Source organism: Bradyrhizobium sp. SUTN9-2 (assembly GCF_003122645.1).
Lineage (GTDB): Bacteria > Pseudomonadota > Alphaproteobacteria > Rhizobiales > Xanthobacteraceae > Bradyrhizobium > Bradyrhizobium yuanmingense.
Genome location: NZ_LAXE01000001.1, coordinates 5,917,387 through 5,936,775 on the forward strand (window position 1 = coordinate 5,917,387; position 19,389 = coordinate 5,936,775).

The following is a 19,389-nucleotide window of genomic DNA, read 5'->3' on the forward strand; positions in this document are numbered from 1 at the left end:
GACGCTTCCGGAGCGGGAGGCGGTGTCGGGGCTTCCGGCTCCTGCTGCGGTGACTCGGCACGCGGCCGCTCGCGCGCTGCAGCTTCGCTCTGCCACGGCGGCGGACTTGCGGGCGGTGGCGGCGGCGCCGGCTCGGCTCTCACCGCCGCAGCGGGCACCGGCTCGGGCGCGACTACGCCAGGCACAGCGAGGCCCGGCAGCGCGGGCCTGACCCGAACCTCGGATGGCGCGACCGCACCGGCCAGCCGGCGTGCGATGCCCCTGAGCTCGAGCAGCACCAGATGCAGGCCGACCAGTAACATTCCGGAGCAGACGCCAATGGTGCCGGAGACTATGAGAGTCCCACCGAGGCTGAATTCCCTGATCGTCATGCCGAAAATCACCGCGAGGAGACCCGCCAGCACGGCGCAAATCCCCACGATCAGCAATGCCAAATTCATCGAACTCACCCCCGGCCGCGCATCACGCGCGAGAACCGCTACGCCACGATACCGTCATACGCTGTTCCACGCCAACGGCCAATTCTGGGCAGTGTTCCTAAAGGGAAGGAAATCAGGGACTTATTCACATTCCCTTCAGCCGGGGCTCGCTACTGCTAAAGCTGCTCGCAAAGTCATCTGAATGGGTGCCAACCGGAATTGCTGCGTCGCATCAGGAATTTAGCCATAATGCCCAATTACTTGGTAATGGAACTGCGCTATAGGGAGTCCGGGGTTGAGGCCCGCGCGCGCCAGCAGGGCCAAAAGGGGATTCCGGGGCACCGATAGCCATGACATCCATCACGACTTCGGCGATCGACACGCCTCAGCGGCGCTCGATCGAACGGACTTGCGACGATCTCGCCATGCTGGTGCTGGCCGCGGTCGCCGTCATTGCAGGCTTGACCTTCCGCGACTACGGGCTCGGCTGGGACGACTACACCCACGCCGAATATGCCGAGCTGCTGCTGCGCATGTTCGGTTCCGGCTTCAAGGACACCGCGGCGCTCTCCTTCGCCAATCTCTACATGTATGGCGGCGGCTTCGACATGGTCGCGGCCCTGCTGCACAAGGTCATTCCGCTCGAGCTGTTCGAGACCCGCCGTCTGGTCGGCGCCATCGTCGGCGTAATCGGGCTTGCCGTGACATGGCGGCTCGGCCGCCGCATCGGCGGACCGCTTGCCGGTCTGGCTTCCCTCCTCCTGCTTGCGCTCTGCCCGACCTTTTACGGCCACATGTTCATGAACCCGAAGGATGCACCCTTCGCGGTCGCCATGGTCGTCCTGATGCTCGGCCTCGTCCGGCTCGCCGAGGAATATCCGCAGCCATCGCCGCGCACGATCCTGATCGTCGGCTTGGGGGCCGGCCTTTCGCTCGGCTGCCGTGTTCTCGGCGGACTCGCGCTGGTCTACGCCGTGGTCGGCTTCGTGCCGCTGTTCCTGGAGGAATTGCGCACCGAAGGTCCGCGCGAATCCGTTCGCCGCTTCGCCCATGTCGTCTATGTGTTGCTGCCAGGCCTCGTGCTCGGCTACCTCGTGATGGGCCTGATCTGGCCGTGGTCGATCATGGAGCCCGGCAATCCCTTGGCGGCGCTGACCTACTTCTCGCATTTCTTCGAGAAGCCATGGAAGGAGATGTTCGACGGTGCGATCGTGTCGGTGCCCGACATGCCCTGGTCGTATCTGCCGACGCTGTTCGCCCTGCAGCTGCCCGAGGTGATGCTGGTTCTGATGGGCGGTGCGATCGTCAGCACTTTCGCCATGCTGCCGCGGCGCGAGGTTCCGGCACGCCGCAAGACCATCCTCCTGATGCTGACGCTGGCTGCTACCCTGCCGCTCGCGATCGCGATGGTGAAGCGCCCGGCGCTCTACAACGGCATCCGCCATTTCGTCTTCGTGATCCCGCCGATGGCGGTGCTCGGCGGCGTCGCCTTCGCCTGGACCATGGAGCGCCTGCGGGCCAATCACCGCACCTGGCAGCCGGTCGTGCTCGCCACCTTCTGCTTCGGCCTTGCGCTGTCGCTCGCCGAGATGATCCGGCTGCACCCCTATCAATACACGCACTTCAACCACATTGCCGGCACCGTGCGCGGCGCCGACGACCGCTTCATGCTGGACTATTGGGGCCTCGCCTTGAAGCAGGCCTCCGACGGATTGCGCGAGCAGCTCGTCGAGCGCCAGGAAGTGCCGCCCGGCAACCGCAAATGGAAGGTGGCGGTGTGCGGTCCGCAGCGCCCGGCCCAGGTGGCGCTCGGGCCCGACTTCACCATCGGCTGGGATTCCAACGCGGCCGATTTCGCCATGACGCTCGGCGAGTTCTACTGCAAGGGCCTCACCGCCCCGGTCATGGTCGAGATCAAGCGCGACGACGTGGTGTTCGCCCGCGTCTACGACATCCGGGGGCGCGGCATTTCCAGCCTGCTGTCGATCCCGGCACCGTAGTCATCTCCCCGTAGCCCGCATGGAGCGAAGCGTAATCCGGGACCTGCCGTGTCGCGCGAGCGGCCCCGCATTCGCTTCGCTCCATGCGGGCTACGCTGAACTGCCGCGCTCCCGACGCGCCTTGCTGCCAGCGGCGAGCGGTACTACGCTCCTCCTCCGCAACAACGAGGTTCGGAGAGATCAGCCATGTCGCCAGCAGAAGCCCGCCTGAGGGAAGTCCCCTCCAACATGACTGAGGCGGAGTGGCAGCAACGGGTCAATCTCGCCGCATGCTATCGCCTGGTCGCGCTGTACGGCTGGGACGATCTGGTCGACACCCACATCTCCGCGCGCGTGCCCGGTCCCGACCATCACTTCCTGATCAATCCCTACGGGCTGATGTTCGAGGAAATCACGGCCTCCAGCCTCGTCAAGGTCGACCTGCACGGCAATCAGCTCTCCGAGAGCGAGTACAGCATCAATCCTGCCGGCTTCACCATCCATTCGGCGATCCACGAGGTGCGCGAGGACGCGATCTGCGTGCTGCATCTCCACACCCTCGACGGAACCGCGGTGTCGAGCAGCGCGGAAGGGCTCTTGCCCCTGAACCAGACCGCCCAGCTCGTCACCCACGACCTCGCCTATCACGACTATGAAGGCATCGCGCTCGACCACGAGGAGCGGCCACGGCTGCAGAAGGATCTCGGCGACCACAACCACATGCTCCTGCGCAATCACGGCACGCTGACGGTCGGCCGCTCGGTCGCCTCCGCGTTCGAGCGCATGTACCATCTCGAGCGCGCCTGCTCGATGCAGGTGCGCACGCGCGCGCTCGGCACGCCGGTCTATCCGGTCGACGATATCGCGATCGAGAAGAACACCGAGCTGCTCGCCAACCGCGACCGCGCCGAGCTGCGCGCAAACAACCTCGTGTGGCCGCCCTTGCTGCGCAAGCTCGACCGCGTCAATCCCGGCTACCGGTCTTGAGATATTCACGAAATTGAGGTAGTGTTTCCGTCGAACTACCTCTGCACGTATTGGAATGAAACGCCGCCCAATTCCGGGCGGCGTTTTTGTTTGAGTCGTCATTGCGAGCGCAGCGAAGCAATCCAGAATCCCTCGGCGGAGATAGTCTGGATTGCTTCGCTGCGCTCGCAATGACGGGAGAGAGTCTTCGTAGCGAATACTCTCGTAGGGTGGGCAAAGCGAAGCGTGCCCACGTCTTCTTCCTTCGTCATCCGGAGAAATGGTGGGCACGGCGCTTTGCGCCTTTGCCCACCCTACCGCACCGCGCCTATTTCACCTCCGCCAGCGCGGCGAGGATCCTTGCCCAGGAGCGGATGCCCTTCTGGAAGCTCTGCAGGTCGTATTTCTCGTTCGGCGAGTGGATGTTGTCGTCGTCGAGGCCAAACCCCACCAGCAGCGAGTCGAGGCCGAGCGTGCGCTTGAAGTCGGCGACGATCGGGATCGAGGCGCCCGAGCCCATCAGCACGGTCTCCTTGCCCCATTCCTCCGCGAGCGCCTTGCTGGCGGCGGCGAGCGGCTTCATGGTCCAGTCGAGCGCGACTGCGGGCGCGGCGGAATGGTCGCCGAACTCGACCTTGCAGTCGCCGGGAATGCGCGCCGTCACGTAATCACGGAAGGCCTTGCGGATCTTTTGCGGGTCCTGGCCCTGAACCAGGCGGAACGAGACCTTGGCCGAGGCATGCGAGGGGATCACGGTCTTGGAGCCCTCGCCGATATAGCCGCCCCAGATGCCGTTGACGTCGCAGGTCGGGCGCGTCGAGGCCTGCTCGACCAGCAGCCTGCCCTTCTCGCCAGCCGGGAGCGACAGCCCGACCGGCTTGAGAAAGGTCTCGGGCGTGAAATCGAGCTTCTTCCACTGCTCCAGGATATCGGGCGGCGTGTCCTTCACGCCGTCATAGAAGCCGGGGATGGTGATGCGGTTGTCGTCGTCGAACAGGCCACCCAGGATCTTCGTGAGCAGGCGGATCGGGTTCATCGCGGTGCCGCCGAACACGCCGGAATGCAGATCGCGATTGGCGGCGGTGATCTTGAGCTCTTCATAGAGCAGGCCGCGCAGCGAGGTCGTGATCGCCGGCGTGTTGCGGTCCCACATGCTGGTGTCGCACACCAGCACGTAATCGGCCTTGAACTCGTCCTTGTTGGCCTCGATGAAGGGCACGAAGTTCTTCGAGCCGACCTCCTCCTCGCCCTCGATCAGGAAGGTGACGTCGACCGGCAGCGAGCCCGTCACCTTCTTCCAGGCGCGGCAGGCCTCGACGAAAGTCATCACCTGCCCTTTGTCGTCCTCGGCGCCGCGCGCGACGATGATCTTGCGGCCGTCGGCATGATCGGTGACGACGGGCTCGAACGGCGGACGGTGCCAGAGATCGAGCGGGTCGACCGGCTGCACATCGTAATGGCCGTAGAACAGCACGTGCGGCCGGCCGCCCGCGCCGGTCTTGCCGACGACGGCGGGATGACCCGCGGTCGGCCTCACCTCGGTGGCAACACCGAGGCTGGCGATGTCCTTGGCGAGATGCTCGGCGGCAGCCTTGCAATCATCGGCGAAGGCGGGATCGGCCGAGATCGACTTGATCCGCAGCAACGAGAACAGGCGCTGCAGGCTGTTATCGAAATCCTTGTCGATGTGGTCGAGCACGGATTGGAGCTGCGCGTTGGCCATGATTGCTATCCTGATTGTTAAGTCTCAAGAGGTCCGGGTTTTAGCGCCGGTGCAGCCTTAGGGCTAGCCGCAAGCGGCGGATGCCGGATGTGCCAGGCGAGACACCCTGCGAGGATGGCGGTCGCAGCGAGGTTGTTGCCCCAAGCCTGGAAGGCGAGCGGAAACCACGGCAGCGACAACAGCATGAGGATGCCGGCCGCACTGAGGGCAAGCCAGGTTCCCAGGCGCACATGCGCTCGCTCGTCGAAGGCGGCCCGATGCATCAACACCGTCACCGGGAAGTACAGCCACATGAAATAGTATTGCCGGGCCAGAGGCGAGGCGACCGTCATGAGACAGAACAAGATGCCGAGCTCTTCGGCATCCGAGCGCGCCGTCCGCCGCGCTTGCCGCGGCATGACCGCAACAAAGCCGAGCCCGAGCAGCGCCGACAGCGCGAGCACGATCCAGTTCGCCGTCCTGTAGTCGACCTCGATCAGATTCATGGTGCGCGGCGGCTTGCTGGGATCGTCCTGATTGTAGTTGATCGGCCGGACCAGCCGATGCGTGACGGCAATGAGGGACTGGTTGACCCACGACCAGTTCTGCTCGTCACGCTGGCCAAAGCCCTTTTCCGAGCTGGTCCCGACCATGCCCTGGTACCAGGTCGCCAGCTCGGCCGCGTTGCGCTCGAAGCCGCGGATCGGTGCCGGCACGACATAGAGAAGAATGCCGGTGAAGACGATCGCGCTGACCAGGGCCGCCCATTTGCGCCGCCAGGCCAGATAGGGCAGCACGGCGATCGGGAACACCTTGATGGCGGCGGCGAGCGCGAACATGAAGCCGGCCAGCCACGATCGCTGATGCCGCAAGCTCCAGAAGCCGTAGAGCATCATCGCCAGCAGGAGGAGGTTCGGCTGGCCGAGGTCGAACATGTCGAACACGAAGGTCACGGTGGCGACGACCGGCAGCGCCTCGAGCCAACGACTCGGCGCGCGGTCCGAGCCGGTCATGACCTGGGAGAACGCCGCGGTGTACCACCACGCCACGGCGTTCAAGATCGACAGGACGACATAGAGCGGGATCTTGCCGAACCAGCTCGGGATCGCCAGCAGGATTGCCGGCAGCGGTGGATAGATGAAATCGAAATGCTCGACGGCCGTGGAAGGATACAGCGGCCCACCCTCCAGGACCTGCTGTCCGGCCCAGTACCAGAGCGAGTAGTCCTTGGTCTTGCCGCGGCCGAAAATCTCGGGGACGAGCACGTCGGCGATCAGGAGGACGCAGCAGAGCAGAAAAAGCAGATCCAGCGGCGCACCCAGCGACGGGCGTCTGGGTGCGTCAGGCTTGGCCAACGGGGCGGGCGGGGTCACGATGTAGTCCTGAGCGGCGACGACACAGGACCTAGCAGACCGGCGAAGGCTTGCAGAGCCCTTCACCTGAATTTGTGCGCCGTGGTAGCTCGGACGAGCAGATATCAGGCGACGGTCAACGTTCTAGAGCTTCACCGGATACGACGACTGCCTCAAACCGGGCGTTCTGCCTAACGCCGTAGCAATCCGCCGAGCGCGCCGCGGACCAGCGTACGGCCGATCGAGCCGCCGAGCTGGCCGCCGAGCGACTTGCCGATATTGGCGGCCATCCCGCCGATCACCTGGTTGGTGACCGATCGCGTCACGTCGCGGGCAATGACCTGGCCGGTCGACAGACGACCTCGCTTGACGTTGGTGCCGAAGATGGTGCCGACGATCGAGCCGATCTGGCCAAGGATTCCGCCGCCTGCGCCGGCTCCACCATTTTGTGCGTCGGCAGGCGCAGCCGTGCCGGCTACGCGCTTCTGCAGCATCTCATTGGCGGACTCACGATCCACCGCGGTATCGTATTTGCCCTTCACCGGGCTCCTGCTCATGATCGCCTTGCGCTCCTCGGGCGTGATCGGCCCGATCCGCGCCGTCGGCGGCCGGATCATCACCCGCTCCACCATCGAAGGCGTGCCGTTGCCCTCGAGGAAGGACACCAGCGCCTCGCCCTTGCCGAGCTCCGTGATCACCTTGGCGGTGTCGAGCTTCGGGTTGGGCCGGAAGGTCTGCGCCGCAGCGGCGACCGCCTTCTGGTCGCGCGGCGTGAAGGCGCGCAGCGCATGCTGCACGCGACCGCCCAATTGGGCCAACACCTTGTCCGGCACGTCGATCGGATTCTGGGTGACGAAATAGACACCGACGCCCTTGGAGCGGATCAGACGAACCACCTGCTCGATCTTGTCCATCAACGCCTTCGGCGCATCGTTAAACAGCAGATGCGCCTCGTCGAAAAAGAACACCAGTTTTGGCTTCGGCAGGTCGCCGGCTTCCGGCAATTCCTCAAACAACTCCGACAGCAACCACAACAGAAAGGTAGCGTAGAGCCTGGGGCTCTCCATCAGCTTGTCGGCAACCAGGATGTTGACGATGCCGCGACCGTCGCTATCGGTCTTCATGAAATCCTTCAGCTCCAGTGCAGGCTCACCGAAGAATTTCGTTCCGCCCTGGTTTTCCAGCACCAGCAGCTGGCGTTGAATGGTTCCAACCGTCGCCTTGCTCACATTGCCGAAGCTCTGCGCGGCCTTCCGGATCTCGGCTAACGGATCTTCCTCAGCATCCGGTCCCTTCTTGCCGCTGGCGGGCACGATCGCATCCAACAGCGATCGCAGATCCTTCATGTCCAACAATGGCAGGCCGTTCTCGTCCGCGACGCGGAATGCGACGTTGAGAACCCCTTCCTGCACCTCGTTCAGGTCGAGCATCCGCGCCAGCAATAGCGGCCCCATTTCGGTGACGGTGGCGCGGACCGGATGTCCCTGCTCGCCGAACACGTCCCAGAACACGGTCGAGAACTGGTCCGGCTGAAACTTGAGACCCATTTCGCCGGCGCGCTTGAGGATGAAGTCTTTGGCCTCGCCGACTTCCGAGATGCCGGAGAGGTCGCCCTTGATGTCGGCCGCGAAGACCGGAACACCGGCGCGCGCAAATCCTTCCGCCATCACTTGCAGCGACACGGTCTTGCCGGTTCCGGTTGCACCCGTGACGAGGCCGTGGCGATTGGCCAGCGCAAGCGTCAGCCAAGCCTGCTCGTCTCCCTTGCCGACGAAGATCTTGTCGTCGGTATCGCCGAGCTTGCTGTCCTGTGCGGTCATTATTCTCTCTGATCTTTCTGCCGAGTTTCGCGTCGCGAAACCCGAATGCACCAATTCCGCAGTTTAACGCATCTCGTGCGCCGATTAAATCGGTTCAGCGGCTCCTGCGCATGCGACATTGTCGGACCGGACGGACGCGATCAGCCCAAAGTAGCAACGAGGCGTTCGCATAGCGGCAATTTTTCGCGATTCGCTCTAGGCTCTTGCACGGCGGCAACACTTTTCGCGCGTTCGCGACGGCGCCTGCGTTCATCGCTTGTATTTCACGTCACACCGGCTCAAGATCATTCTCGAAAGCAATATTCCGGCATGCAAACCGGCTGAGGGGCGGGGTCTTATGGACGAGCTGATCGGACGGCTGGCGACAAACGCCAGCATAGATGGTGCTGTCGCTGAAAAGACCGTCGGCATTATCCTGGCCTTCCTTCGCAACGAGGGCCCTTCCGACAGTGTGCAGGCCCTGATCGACCAGATCCCCGGAGCGGAAGCTGCGATCGAAGCCTCCAAGAGCGGTGGCGGTCTGTCGCGGCTGATGGGCGGCGGCTTGATGGCCGTCGGCACCCGCCTGATGAGCCTGGGGCTCGGCATGTCCGAGATTCAAAACGTCGCCCGTGAACTTTTCCGCTACGGGCGAGACAAAATCGGAGCGGATCAGATGGGCAAGATCATCGCGGGGACGCCGGGCCTCAGCCAGTTCGCCTGAGCGACGCTTTTCATATCGAGCATCATGACATATCCGATTTCCGAGATTGAGGGCCTGCCGGCCTTTGCCGCCAACAAGTTGAAGGCGCAAGGAATCCGCACCACCGACGCGCTGCTCGAGGCGGCGTCCACCGTGAAGGGCCGCAAGGCGCTTTCGGCCAAGACCGGCATCAGCGAGCAGCAATTGCTGGAATGGGCCAACGTCTCCGACTACATGCGCATCCCCGGCATGGGCAGGGCCAAGGTCGGGCTCGTCCGCGCCGCCGGCGTCACGACGGTGCGGGAGCTCGCCTATCGAAATCCGGCAAGGTTGGCGCAGAGCATGCGCGAGGCCAACGAGAAGAAGAAGCTGGTCCGCGTCCTGCCTTCCGAGAAGTCGGTCGGCGACATCATCGCCAAGGCCAAGAAGCTGCCGCCGAAGATTACGTATTAGCGCTGCGGACCAAGCTGGAGAGGTTGGGTACCACTGCTCCCAGATCGTCATTGCGAGCGCAGCGAAGCAATCCAGAATCTTGCCGCGGTGACAGTCTGGATTGCTTCGCTGCGCTCGCAATGACGGAGGGTGAGCAAGAACATCGCATCCTCTCGGCCGTCTGCACGCATCGGAATGGCCGCGAATGGCCCCAATCCCGTCTTGACTCCCCCTGCCCGACAGCGCAATGCCACGCGCATGAATGCCTCGCCCTCCCCTTCCGTCCCGCCGGCCGGCTCGGCCGGGATCGGCGCACTGCGGACGCTCGTGGGCCGGCGGCTTCCTGCGGTGATGGGCGTGCTCAACATCACCCCGGATTCCTTCTCCGACGGCGGCGAGTTCGTCGCGCCGGCGCGCGCGCTGGAGCGGGCGCGGTCGATGGTCGCCGCCGGCGTCGACATCATCGATATCGGCGCCGAATCCACCCGGCCCTACAAGGGCGCCCGGCCAGTCACGGCGGCGGAAGAGCTCGCGCGGCTGAAGCCGGTGCTCTCGGACGTCGTGGCGCTCGGTGTGCCCGTCTCGATCGACAGCATGAAGGCGGAGGTGGTGGCCTTCGCGCTCGACCAGGGCGCGGGGATCGCCAACGACGTCTGGGGCCTGCAAAACGACACCGCCATGGCGCCGCTGATCGCCGCGAGGGGCGTGCCCGTCATCGTCATGCACAACCGCGACAGCGTCGATCCCGCCATCGACATCGTCGCTGACATCAAGACATTCTTCCTGCGCTCGCTCGATATTGCCGCGAAGGCAGGTATCGCGCGCGAAAAAATCGTGCTCGATCCCGGGATCGGCTTCGGCAAGACCGCCGAGCAGAGCATGACCGCGCTGGCGCGCTTGCGCGAGCTCGACATGTTCGGCCTGCCGATCCTGGTCGGCGCCTCGCGAAAACGCTTCATCGCCTCGGTGTCGCCGTCGGAACCATCGGAGCGGCTCGCCGGCTCGATCGCCGCGCATCTGATCGCCGCGCAGCGCGGCGCCAAGATCATCCGGACCCACGACGTCGCCGAAACCCTGCAGGCCCTGCGGGTGGCACAGGCCATCGAGAGCAAGCAATGACCGACACGATCTTCGTCACCGGCCTGTCGATCCATGCCCGCCACGGCGTGATGGATCACGAAACCGAGGTCGGCCAGCGTTTCGTCATCGATCTCGAGCTCTATACCGACCTGTCCGAGCCTGCGCGCAGCGACCGGCTCGCGGACACGGTGTCCTACGCCGATGTCGTGGCGACGACGACGGCGGCGTTCAAGAACACCAATTACAAACTCCTGGAGCGCGCGGCCGGCGCGGTGGCCGATGCCATCCTGTCGCACTTTCCGCGCATCCGCGCCGTGAAGGTCACCGTGCACAAGCCGCACGCGCCGATCGCCGCGATCTTCGACGATGTCGGCATCGTGCTGACGCGCTCGCGGCATCCCTAGCATGGCGAGCGTGCTGATCGCACTCGGCGGCAATGTCGGCGATGTCCGCGCGACGTTCAAGAAGGCGATCGCTCATATCTGCGGCATGGCACAGGCGGCGCTGATCGCGCGCTCGTCCGACTATACGACCCCGCCCTGGGGCGACGAGGACCAGGATCCCTTCATCAATGCCTGCATCGAGATCGAGACCAGCCTCGATCCGCATGCGCTATTGTTCGTGCTGCAGAAAGTCGAGCAGAAGTTCGGCCGCGCGCGAACCAAGGCGCGGCGCTGGGGTCCGCGCACGCTCGATCTCGATATGATCGCCTATGACGATGTCTCCTTGCGGAAGCCCGACCTGACGCTGCCGCATCCGCGCCTGTTCGAACGCGCCTTCGTGCTGGTGCCGCTGGCCGAAATCGCACCTGACCGCGTGATCTCGGGCATTCGTGTGCGTGACGGGCTCGCCGGCGTCTCGACGCAAGGCATTGAGCGGCTTCCGGATACCGGTTAACCAAAAACAACCGTTTGCAGGAACGGTCCGCCGTGGCAATTTCGCCTGCGAATAACAAGACGTTTCGGGAGCCCCGCGCTGCATGACCTCCGTGACTGACGACCTGCCGCTGGCGGCGGATTTTCCCAAGGCCACGCCTGAGGACTGGCGCAAGCTGGTCGACGGCGTGCTGAAGGGCGCGCCGTTCGAGAAGCTGGTCGGCAAGACCTATGACGGCATCAAGATCGAACCGCTCTATCCGCGCGCGAAGGGCGTTGCGCCGGTGATGGGCCGGCCGCCGGCCGCACCGTGGCAGGTCGTGCAGCGGATCGACCATCCCGATGCGGGGATCGCGAATGCGCAGGCACTGCAGGATCTGGAGAACGGTGCGACCGGGCTCGCGCTGGTGTTCGCCGGCGCCAATGGCGCGCGCGGTTTCGGCCTGGAACCGTCGGCCGAGGCGGTGGCAAAGATCCTGAAAGACATTCACCTCGACGCCGGCATCGGCATCGAGCTCGAGATCGGACCGCAATCGCGGATGGCCGCGATCCATGTCGCGGAATATGTGAAGAGCAACGGCCTCGATCCCGGCACCTGCAACATCCGCTTCGGGCTGGATCCGCTCGCGGCGGGCGCGGTGTGGGGCCACAGCCCCTATACCTGGGACGAAATTGCCCCCGCGATTACGGGCGCCATCAAGGGCCTCGCCGGGCTCGGCTTCAAGGGGCCGTTCGCCTCCGCCGACGGCCGCGTGGTCCATGATGCCGGCGGCTCGGAGGTGCAGGAGCTCGCTTTCGTGCTCGCCTGCGGTGTCGCTTACCTGCGCGCGATCGAAGGCGCGGGCATTCCGCTGGAAGCCGCGCAGGACATGGTCTATGCGCGGCTCGCCGCCGATGCCGACCAATTCCTGACCATGGCCAAGTTCCGCGCCCTGCGGCTGCTATGGGCGCGCATCGAGACCGCTTGCGGGCTGACGCCGAAACCGCTGTTCATCGCGGCCGATACCGCCTGGCGCATGCTGACGCAACGCGATCCCTACGTGAACATGCTGCGCGCGACCATGGCGGCCTTCGCCGCGGGACTGGCCGGTGCCAACGCCATCACCGTGCTGCCGCATACGCTGGCGCTCGGCCTGCCCGATACGTTCGCGCGGCGCGTGGCGCGCAACACGCAGCTTCTGCTGCTGGAAGAATGCAACCTCGCCAAGGTCAGCGATCCCGCGGCGGGGGCTGGTGGCATCGAGACTCTGACGGCGCAGCTGTGCGATGCCGCGTGGGCCCTGTTCCAGGAGAGCGAGAGCGCCGGTGGCGCGTTCGCGGCGCTTCAGCAGGGTGTGTTCCAAAGCAAGGTCGCGGCCACGCGCAAGGCGCGCGAGGCCAATATCGCGAAGCGCCGGGACATACTGACCGGCGCCAGCGAGTTTCCGAACCTGCACGAGAGCGAAGCCACTGTCCTGAAGGCAGCGCCGATCGCGCTTCCACCCTACGGCGAACAGACCTACAAGTTTGAGGCGCTGCCTCCGATCCGTCTCGCGGAACCGTTCGAGGCGCTGCGCGACAAATCCGACGCGAGTTTGAAGGCGCGGGGCGCACGGCCAAAGGTGTTCCTGGCCAATCTCGGCACGCCCGCCGATTTCACCGCGCGCGCGACGTTCGCGAAGAGCTTCTTCGAGGCGGGCGGCATTGAGGCCACAGGCAGCGAGGGCTTTGCCGATCCGGCCAAGCTGGCCGCGGCCTTCAAGGCCTCCGGCGCCGAGCTGGCCTGTCTGTGTTCCAGCGACAAGGTCTATGCGGAACACGCCGAAGCCGCGGCAAAGGCCCTGCAAGTGGCCGGCGGGCGACATATCTACCTGGCGGGCCGGCCGGCCGAGGCCGAGGCGGCGCTGCGAGCCGCCGGCGTCACGGGCTTTGTCTTCGCCGGAGGCGATGCGCTTGCGGCACTGCAGGACGCCTACCGACGGATGGAACAGCGATGACCGACACCAGCAAACCCGTTCTCACCGGCGGCTGCCAATGCGGCGCCGTGCGATTTGCGGTCATGACGGCGCCGACCAGGATTTCGATCTGCCACTGCCGGATGTGCCAGAAGGCGAGCGGCGCGCCGTTCGCCTCTTTGGCCGACATCAACAAGACCGATTTCGCCTGGACCAAGGGCAAGCCGTCGTTCTTCCGCTCCTCCTCGATCGCCGATCGCGGCTATTGCGCCGCCTGCGGCACGCCGCTGAGCTTCGGCCGCATCGACGGCGATCGCATCGAGATCATGACCGGTACCTTCGATCGCCCGGACCGGGTCGTGCCGACGCGGCAGTTCGGCATCGAATCCCGCCTCGGCTGGGTGGTCGGCATCGCCAATCTGCCGAGCCAGACCACGCAACAGAACTACGGACCGGAGAAGATGGCGACCATCGTCAGCCATCAGCATCCGGATCATGATTGAGCGCTTATGAAATGGTTGAAGCCATGAGCCGCATTCCGAATTTCGCCGACGTCGCCTTCGAGCGGACCGCAACCGCCGCGCCCACTGGCAGCGCCGAGCCGTGGCTGACGCCGGAGGGCATCCTGGTGAAGCCCGCTTATGGCGAGGCTGATCTGACCGGGCTCGATTTCCTCGAGACCTATCCGGGCATCGCGCCGTATCTGCGCGGCCCCTACCCGACCATGTATGTCAACCAGCCCTGGACGGTCAGGCAATATGCCGGCTTCTCCACGGCGGAGGATTCCAACGCGTTCTATCGCCGCAATCTCGCGGCGGGGCAAAAGGGCCTCTCGGTCGCATTCGATCTTGCCACCCATCGCGGCTATGACTCGGATCATCCGCGCGTCGGCGGCGATGTCGGCATGGCCGGCGTTGCCATCGATTCCATCTACGACATGCGCACGCTGTTTGCAGGGATTCCGCTCGACCAGATGAGCGTGTCCATGACCATGAACGGCGCGGTGCTGCCGATCCTCGCGCTCTATGTCGCCGCCGCCGAGGAACAGGGCGTGCCGCCGGAGAAGCTGTCGGGCACCATTCAGAACGACATTCTGAAAGAGTTCATGGTGCGCAACACCTACATCTATCCGCCGGCGCCCTCGATGCGGATCATCTCGGACATCTTCGCCTACACCTCTCAAAAGATGCCGAAGTACAATTCGATCTCGATCTCCGGCTATCACATGCAGGAGGCCGGTGCGACGCAGGATCTCGAGCTCGCCTATACGCTGGCTGACGGCGTCGAATATTTGCGCGCCGGCCTTGCCGCAGGGCTCGACGTCGACCGCTTCGCGCCGCGGCTGTCGTTCTTCTGGGCGATCGGCATGAACTTCTTCATGGAGGTTGCCAAGCTGCGCGCGGCGCGCCTGCTTTGGGCCAAGCTGCTCAAGCCGTTCAACCCGAAAGACCCGCGCTCACTGTCGCTGCGCACGCACAGCCAGACCTCGGGCTGGTCGCTGACCGCGCAGGACGTCTTCAACAACGTGATGCGCACCACGGTCGAGGCGATGGCGGCCACCCAAGGCCATACCCAATCGCTGCACACCAACGCGCTCGACGAAGCACTGGCGCTGCCGACCGATTTCTCGGCCCGCATCGCCCGCAACACCCAGCTGTTCCTGCAGCAGGAGAGCGGCACCACCCGCATCATCGATCCCTGGGGCGGCTCGTATTATGTCGAGCGGCTCACGCGCGACCTCGCCGCCAAGGCCTGGGGCCACATCCAGGAGGTCGAGGAACTCGGCGGCATGGCGAAGGCGATCGAGGCCGGCGTGCCAAAGCTGCGCATCGAGGAGGCCTCAGCCAAAACGCAGGCGCGGATCGACGCCGGCAAGCAGGCGGTGATCGGCGTCAACAAGTACAAGCCGACCGACGAGGACAAAATCGAGATCCTGAAGGTCGACAACACCAATGTCCGCCGGCTTCAGATCGACAAGCTCAAGCGGCTGAAAGCCGAGCGCAACCAGCAGGAGGTCGATGCCGCCCTCGCCGCGCTGACGCGCTCGGCCGGCGAAGGCAACGGCAATCTGCTGGCGCTCGCGATCGATGCGGCCCGCGCCAAGGCGACCGTTGGCGAGATCTCTGACGCAATGGAGAAAGTGTTCGGCCGGCACCGCGCCGAGATCAAATCCATCACCGGCGTCTATAAGCGGGAGGCGTCCAGCATGGGCACCCAGGTCGAAAAGGTTCAGGCGCTGATCGACGCCTTCGAGGAAGCCGAGGGCCGCCGCCCGCGCATCCTGGTCGCCAAGATCGGCCAGGACGGCCATGACCGCGGCCAGAAGGTGATCGCCTCGGCGTTCGCCGATATCGGCTTCGACGTCGACATCGGGCCGCTGTTTGCCACCGCCGACGAAGCCGCGCGGCAGGCGGTCGAGAATGACGTGCACATTCTCGGCGTCTCCTCGCTGGCCGCCGCCCATCTGACCGCTGTGCCGGAGCTGAAAGCCGCACTGAAGAAGCAGGGCCGCGACGACATCATGATCATCGTCGGCGGCGTGGTGCCGCCGCAGGATTACGATGCGCTCTATGCCGCCGGCGCCGAGGCGATCTTCCCGCCCGGCACGGTGATCGCGGATGCCGCCGAGGAGCTGATCCGCAAGCTGAACGCCCGGCTGGGGCATAGCGAGGCGGCGGAGTAGATGATAGACTGGCCGTGTGACGGCCAGGTGTGTCCATGACGCGTGACGAAATCGTCGCTGCGATACGCAAGAACGCGGATGCCATCAGAGGCAAGGGCGTAGCAAAGCTTGCCATCTTCGGCTCGCGAGCCGGCAACGATTATCGGCCTGATAGCGATATCGACGTGCTCGTCGAGATCGAGCCGGACACCTCGTTTTCCCTGCTCAACTTGATCGATGTCGAGCACATCATCGAGGATGCGACTGGCTTGCAAGCACAGGCAACTGTTCGCCGCTCCATCTCTCCCCGCTTTGCGGAGCGGATCGCAGACGATATTGTCGAAATATTCTGACGCTCACGCAGGAGCACTAACCTTGAAGTTCATCGCCGGTTTGAGCGTCGCCCTGGCGCTGAGCGCAACATGTGCGTTTTCCGCCCACGCCGCCGATCCCAAACCCGATGCGATCGTCAAGACCAAGAGCATCGAAGCGCGCGTCTTCCTCGGCGACAGGATCAAGGCGGATGCGGCGCTGGCGGCGGACTGCCTCGCGGAGGGCAAGAAGTGGCTCGACAAGAATGCCGCGGAAGCCGCTGCCGCGCGCAAAGCGGACCCGCAGTTCTTCAAGGAGGGCGGCTGGGAGTTCGAGCGCAAATATGAAATCCGCTCCGTGGCTACCGACCGCTATGTCAGCGTCCTGCGCAACGACTACATGAACACACGCGGCGCCCATCCTAATTCGGACGTGAACACGATCCTGTGGGACAAGGCCGCCAACAAGCGCATCTCGATCCGTCCATTCTTCACCGAGACCGCCGATGGCGGCCCCACCATGAAGGCGATGGTGAAGGCCATCATCGCTTCGCTGACGGACGAGAAGAAGAAGCGCGGCGCCGGAGAGACCGCGACCGACGAGTGGTTCAAGTCCGTGGAGCCGCGCCTCCTCAAGATCGGCGCGGTGACGCTCGCGCCCTCCACCGAGGCCGGCAGGAGTTCCGGCCTCAACTTCCGCTATCCGCCCTATGCCGTCGGCCCCTACGCTGAGGGCGAGTATGTCGCTTTCGTGCCGTGGGAGACGCTGAAGCCTTACCTCACGGCCGAGGGCGCCCGCATCTTCGGCGGCGCGCGGCCCAAGGGCGACGCGGACGAGCCGTGAGCTGAGGCTAACGGGATCGCGGACGGGTTCGGGCCAGCGTCCGCGCGAGGGAATCCGTCCAATCGGGAATCCAGGAGGCAAACAGGGCTTTCCAGCGCTCGGCGTCCACAGTTCAGTTTCGAGCGCAACCGACCATTCGATGAAGGTGCGGTCGCCTTCGATGATCGGCCGCAGATGCATGGTGCCTTGGTATCGCGCCGGCGCCGGACTCGGGCCGTCGTCGTCTTGCGGATAGGGTATCGCTTCGAGACCGGCATAGGTCAGGCTGTGCTGCAGGTCCGAGTGATCGACCAGGCGCTGGCGGATCCAGTTTCCGAGATAGCAGAAGCGCCTGACGGCGCCGACTTCATCGCCGCGCCTGTTGTCTTCGATCTCGCTCTCGCTCACGCCGTCGACATAAGCGGGGTAGTTGTTGAAATCGCGGATCAGGGACCAGACGTCGTCGAGCGGGTGGTCCAGCACGGCGCCGTAATAGGCTTGGGTCATCGGTGGCTTGCCTTTGGTTTCGTTGCGCGCAGAGGTTGGCTAGGCGCGCGGACAAAACCCACCCGATTTCCGACCGCCCATTCGACGGGCCGTCTGCTTTCACACAACATGGCGATTCCAGTTGGTAGCGCTACCTTGCGGCGGCGACGTAAAGCCGACTAGAATGCCGGAGTTGACAAGAGCGCCTGACATCACGGGGCGCCGCTGGGAGGCATTCAATGTCCAAGATTTCGCGCCGCAGCTTTGCGGCTTCCACCGCCGCTCTCGCGGCCTCCGCCGCTTTCGGCTTCAAGCCCGCGCTCGCACAAGCCTATCCGGCGCGGCCCGTCACCGTGATCGTGCCCTGGGGCGCCGGCGGCGGCACCGATGCCACTGCGCGCATCGTCGCAGCGCTGCTGGAGAAGGACCTCGGCCAGCCCTTCAACGTGGTCAACCGCACCGGCGGCTCCGGCGTGGTCGGCCATAGCGCGATCGCGACCGCGCAGCCCGACGGCTACACCATCGGCATGCTGACCGTCGAAATCTCAATGATGCACTGGCAGGGCCTCACCGACCTGACGCCGAAGAGCTACACGCCGCTGGCGCTGATGAACGAGGATCCGCCGGGCATCCAGGTCTCCTCCTCCTCGCCCTACAAGACGGTCAAGGAGCTCGCCGACGCGATCAAGGCGGCGCCTCCCGGCAAGTTCAAGGCTTCCGGCACCGGCCAGGGCGGCATCTGGCATCTCGCGCTGGTCGGCTGGATGCAGGCGATGGGCCTGCCTGCCAACCAGGTCGCCTGGGTGCCGTCGAATGGCGCGGCACCCGCAATGCAGGATCTCGCGGCCGGCGGTGTCGACCTCACCACCTGCTCGGTGCCGGAGGCGCGCGCCATCATCGAGGCCGGCAAGGCCAGGAGCCTTGCCATCATGGCGCCCGCGCGCAACCCGGTGTTCAAGGACGTCCCGACGCTGAAGGAGGCCATGGGCATCGACTACGCAACCGGCGCCTGGCGCGGCATTGCCGGGCCGAAAAATCTGCCGCCGGAGATCGCAACCAAGCTCACCGCCGCGCTGAAGAAGGTCTACGACTCCGCCGAGTTCAAGGACTTCATGAGCAATCGCGGCTTCGGCACCGTGTGGGGCGATGCGGCCCATTTCGCGGGCTTCATGGACAAGGGCGACGCCCAGATGGGCGAGGCGATGAAGGCCGCGGGCCTGAGCAAGGCGTGATCCGCACCTGCGACGCCTTGATCGGGGTGCGAGGAACTCTCCGCAAGTTCATCTCTCACCTCCTCCGCGGAGACTCCGCCTCACCCCAACCCTCTCCCCGCAAGCGGGGAGAGGGAGCGCACCCCCTGTAGGACTCCCGCTATGCGTCTTCCCGACTCCGTCACGGGATCGTTTCTCGTCGCGCTCGGCGCGGCTGCCGCCTATGGCGGCTACATTCTGCCGCCGGTGCCGGGGCAGCCGGTCGGCCCCAATGTATTTCCGCTGGTGATCGGCTGCGGCCTTGCACTGTGCGGGCTCGCGATCGTGTTCGGCATCGGCCGTTCCTTCGAGGAGGAGGAAGAGCTGGTCCCGTTCGAGGACGGCCAGGCGGCTGCCCCGCCACCGCAGGGCAAGCTCTACGGCCTGCGCGCGCTGCTGCCGCCGGCGCTGCTGCTGTTCTACGTTGTTGCCGCCGACCGGCTGGGATTCATCATCACCGCGGCAATCATGGTCTACGTGACCTCGACCGCGCTCGGGGCGAAGTGGAAGCTGGCGCTGCCGCTCGCGATGCTCTCGCCATTCGCCATCCATCTCATCTTCGGCAAGCTGCTCCGCGTGCCGCTACCGGTTGGCCTGCTGCCGACGCCCTGGTGAT

At 65.0% G+C, this 19,389-nt stretch carries 17 protein-coding genes and 2 pseudogenes; 14 read left to right on the forward strand and 5 right to left on the reverse strand.

The window, feature by feature from the left end:
- Nucleotides 1-440, reverse strand: a pseudogene (locus XF30_RS27440) (DUF308 domain-containing protein); the annotation flags it as partial.
- A gap of 329 nt (nucleotides 441-769) precedes the next feature.
- Here XF30_RS27440 and XF30_RS27445 point away from each other — a divergent pair.
- On the forward strand, nucleotides 770-2,419 hold the full coding sequence (locus XF30_RS27445) for a glycosyltransferase family 39 protein (protein ID WP_109144397.1): 1,650 nt from the start codon (nucleotides 770-772) through the stop codon (nucleotides 2,417-2,419).
- Nucleotides 2,420-2,605: 186 nt separating this feature from the next.
- Nucleotides 2,606-3,385 (forward strand): class II aldolase/adducin family protein, encoded by a 780-nt coding sequence (locus XF30_RS27450; RefSeq protein ID WP_036023172.1) that lies wholly within the window; start codon nucleotides 2,606-2,608, stop codon nucleotides 3,383-3,385.
- 307 nt (nucleotides 3,386-3,692) lie between these two features.
- On the opposite strand, the gene XF30_RS27455 is transcribed toward XF30_RS27450, so the two are convergent.
- The 3 genes from XF30_RS27455 to XF30_RS27465 all read right to left on the reverse strand — a co-directional run bounded on the left by XF30_RS27455 (nucleotide 3,693) and on the right by XF30_RS27465 (nucleotide 8,238).
- Nucleotides 3,693-5,087: a M20/M25/M40 family metallo-hydrolase gene (locus XF30_RS27455; RefSeq protein WP_036023170.1), complete on the reverse strand. Its 1,395-nt coding sequence runs from the start codon at nucleotides 5,085-5,087 to the stop codon at nucleotides 3,693-3,695.
- A 17-nt stretch (nucleotides 5,088-5,104) separates the two neighbouring features.
- Complete coding sequence (locus XF30_RS27460; protein ID WP_244609032.1) at nucleotides 5,105-6,439, reverse strand: glycosyltransferase family 87 protein; 1,335 nt, start codon at nucleotides 6,437-6,439, stop codon at nucleotides 5,105-5,107.
- 170 nt (nucleotides 6,440-6,609) lie between these two features.
- On the reverse strand, nucleotides 6,610-8,238 hold the full coding sequence (locus tag XF30_RS27465) for a helicase HerA-like domain-containing protein (protein WP_057027177.1): 1,629 nt from the start codon (nucleotides 8,236-8,238) through the stop codon (nucleotides 6,610-6,612).
- A 337-nt stretch (nucleotides 8,239-8,575) separates the two neighbouring features.
- On the opposite strand from XF30_RS27465, the gene XF30_RS27470 reads away from it, so the two are divergent.
- From XF30_RS27470 to XF30_RS27515, 10 genes are all read left to right on the forward strand, one after another.
- On the forward strand, nucleotides 8,576-8,941 hold the full coding sequence (locus XF30_RS27470) for a hypothetical protein (RefSeq protein ID WP_036042934.1): 366 nt from the start codon (nucleotides 8,576-8,578) through the stop codon (nucleotides 8,939-8,941).
- Between the two features lie 24 nt (nucleotides 8,942-8,965).
- Complete coding sequence (locus XF30_RS27475; RefSeq protein ID WP_036005985.1) at nucleotides 8,966-9,373, forward strand: DUF4332 domain-containing protein; 408 nt, start codon at nucleotides 8,966-8,968, stop codon at nucleotides 9,371-9,373.
- 237 nt (nucleotides 9,374-9,610) lie between these two features.
- Nucleotides 9,611-10,471, forward strand: coding sequence for a dihydropteroate synthase (folP, locus tag XF30_RS27480; protein WP_109144399.1), 861 nt, complete (start codon nucleotides 9,611-9,613; stop codon nucleotides 10,469-10,471).
- Entirely contained in the window at nucleotides 10,468-10,836 is a 369-nt protein-coding gene (gene folB / locus XF30_RS27485; RefSeq protein ID WP_036005989.1) for a dihydroneopterin aldolase, read from the forward strand. Before folP ends, folB begins: the two co-directional genes overlap by 4 nt.
- A 1-nt stretch (nucleotide 10,837) precedes the next feature.
- Nucleotides 10,838-11,329: a 2-amino-4-hydroxy-6-hydroxymethyldihydropteridine diphosphokinase gene (gene folK / locus XF30_RS27490; RefSeq protein WP_036042932.1), complete on the forward strand. Its 492-nt coding sequence runs from the start codon at nucleotides 10,838-10,840 to the stop codon at nucleotides 11,327-11,329.
- Nucleotides 11,330-11,411: 82 nt separating this feature from the next.
- On the forward strand, nucleotides 11,412-13,283 hold the full coding sequence (locus XF30_RS27495; RefSeq protein WP_109144400.1) for a methylmalonyl-CoA mutase family protein: 1,872 nt from the start codon (nucleotides 11,412-11,414) through the stop codon (nucleotides 13,281-13,283).
- Entirely contained in the window at nucleotides 13,280-13,744 is a 465-nt protein-coding gene (locus XF30_RS27500) for a GFA family protein (protein ID WP_057027174.1), read from the forward strand. Before XF30_RS27495 ends, XF30_RS27500 begins: the two co-directional genes overlap by 4 nt.
- Nucleotides 13,745-13,767: 23 nt before the next feature.
- The gene (gene scpA, locus XF30_RS27505) at nucleotides 13,768-15,924 is read left to right on the forward strand and encodes a methylmalonyl-CoA mutase (RefSeq protein WP_109145873.1); all 2,157 of its coding nucleotides are present in this window, start codon (nucleotides 13,768-13,770) and stop codon (nucleotides 15,922-15,924) included.
- 35 nt (nucleotides 15,925-15,959) lie between these two features.
- The gene (locus tag XF30_RS27510) at nucleotides 15,960-16,256 is read left to right on the forward strand and encodes a nucleotidyltransferase family protein (protein ID WP_109144401.1); all 297 of its coding nucleotides are present in this window, start codon (nucleotides 15,960-15,962) and stop codon (nucleotides 16,254-16,256) included.
- A gap of 31 nt (nucleotides 16,257-16,287) precedes the next feature.
- Nucleotides 16,288-17,058, forward strand: coding sequence for a DUF3298 and DUF4163 domain-containing protein (locus XF30_RS27515; protein WP_109145874.1), 771 nt, complete (start codon nucleotides 16,288-16,290; stop codon nucleotides 17,056-17,058).
- 174 nt (nucleotides 17,059-17,232) lie between these two features.
- Here the strand turns inward: XF30_RS27515 and XF30_RS27520 are convergent.
- A pseudogene (locus XF30_RS27520) lies at nucleotides 17,233-17,544 on the reverse strand (SRPBCC family protein); the annotation flags it as partial.
- A 218-nt stretch (nucleotides 17,545-17,762) separates the two neighbouring features.
- On the opposite strand from XF30_RS27520, the gene XF30_RS27525 reads away from it, so the two are divergent.
- Entirely contained in the window at nucleotides 17,763-18,755 is a 993-nt protein-coding gene (locus XF30_RS27525; protein WP_036006004.1) for a tripartite tricarboxylate transporter substrate binding protein, read from the forward strand.
- Nucleotides 18,756-18,896: 141 nt separating this feature from the next.
- Complete coding sequence (locus XF30_RS27530; RefSeq protein WP_109144402.1) at nucleotides 18,897-19,388, forward strand: tripartite tricarboxylate transporter TctB family protein; 492 nt, start codon at nucleotides 18,897-18,899, stop codon at nucleotides 19,386-19,388.
- Nucleotide 19,389 lies beyond the last annotated feature (1 nt).

Excerpts from the sequence above, each read along its gene's own strand:
- XF30_RS27495 (WP_109144400.1), top strand. The coding sequence starts at position 11,412 with ATGACCTCCGTGACTGACGACCTGCCGCTGGCGGCGGATTTTCCCAAG.
- XF30_RS27470 (WP_036042934.1), top strand. The coding sequence starts at position 8,576 with ATGGACGAGCTGATCGGACGGCTGGCGACAAACGCCAGCATAGATGGT.
- XF30_RS27445 (WP_109144397.1), top strand. The coding sequence starts at position 770 with ATGACATCCATCACGACTTCGGCGATCGACACGCCTCAGCGGCGCTCG.
- XF30_RS27450 (WP_036023172.1), top strand. The coding sequence starts at position 2,606 with ATGTCGCCAGCAGAAGCCCGCCTGAGGGAAGTCCCCTCCAACATGACT.
- XF30_RS27455 (WP_036023170.1), bottom strand. The coding sequence starts at position 5,087 with ATGGCCAACGCGCAGCTCCAATCCGTGCTCGACCACATCGACAAGGAT.
- XF30_RS27525 (WP_036006004.1), top strand. The coding sequence starts at position 17,763 with ATGTCCAAGATTTCGCGCCGCAGCTTTGCGGCTTCCACCGCCGCTCTC.
- folK (WP_036042932.1), top strand. The coding sequence starts at position 10,838 with ATGGCGAGCGTGCTGATCGCACTCGGCGGCAATGTCGGCGATGTCCGC.
- XF30_RS27475 (WP_036005985.1), top strand. The coding sequence starts at position 8,966 with ATGACATATCCGATTTCCGAGATTGAGGGCCTGCCGGCCTTTGCCGCC.
- folP (WP_109144399.1), top strand. The coding sequence starts at position 9,611 with ATGAATGCCTCGCCCTCCCCTTCCGTCCCGCCGGCCGGCTCGGCCGGG.
- XF30_RS27530 (WP_109144402.1), top strand. The coding sequence starts at position 18,897 with ATGCGTCTTCCCGACTCCGTCACGGGATCGTTTCTCGTCGCGCTCGGC.
- scpA (WP_109145873.1), top strand. The coding sequence starts at position 13,768 with ATGAGCCGCATTCCGAATTTCGCCGACGTCGCCTTCGAGCGGACCGCA.
- XF30_RS27500 (WP_057027174.1), top strand. The coding sequence starts at position 13,280 with ATGACCGACACCAGCAAACCCGTTCTCACCGGCGGCTGCCAATGCGGC.
- XF30_RS27510 (WP_109144401.1), top strand. The coding sequence starts at position 15,960 with ATGACGCGTGACGAAATCGTCGCTGCGATACGCAAGAACGCGGATGCC.
- folB (WP_036005989.1), top strand. The coding sequence starts at position 10,468 with ATGACCGACACGATCTTCGTCACCGGCCTGTCGATCCATGCCCGCCAC.
- XF30_RS27465 (WP_057027177.1), bottom strand. The coding sequence starts at position 8,238 with ATGACCGCACAGGACAGCAAGCTCGGCGATACCGACGACAAGATCTTC.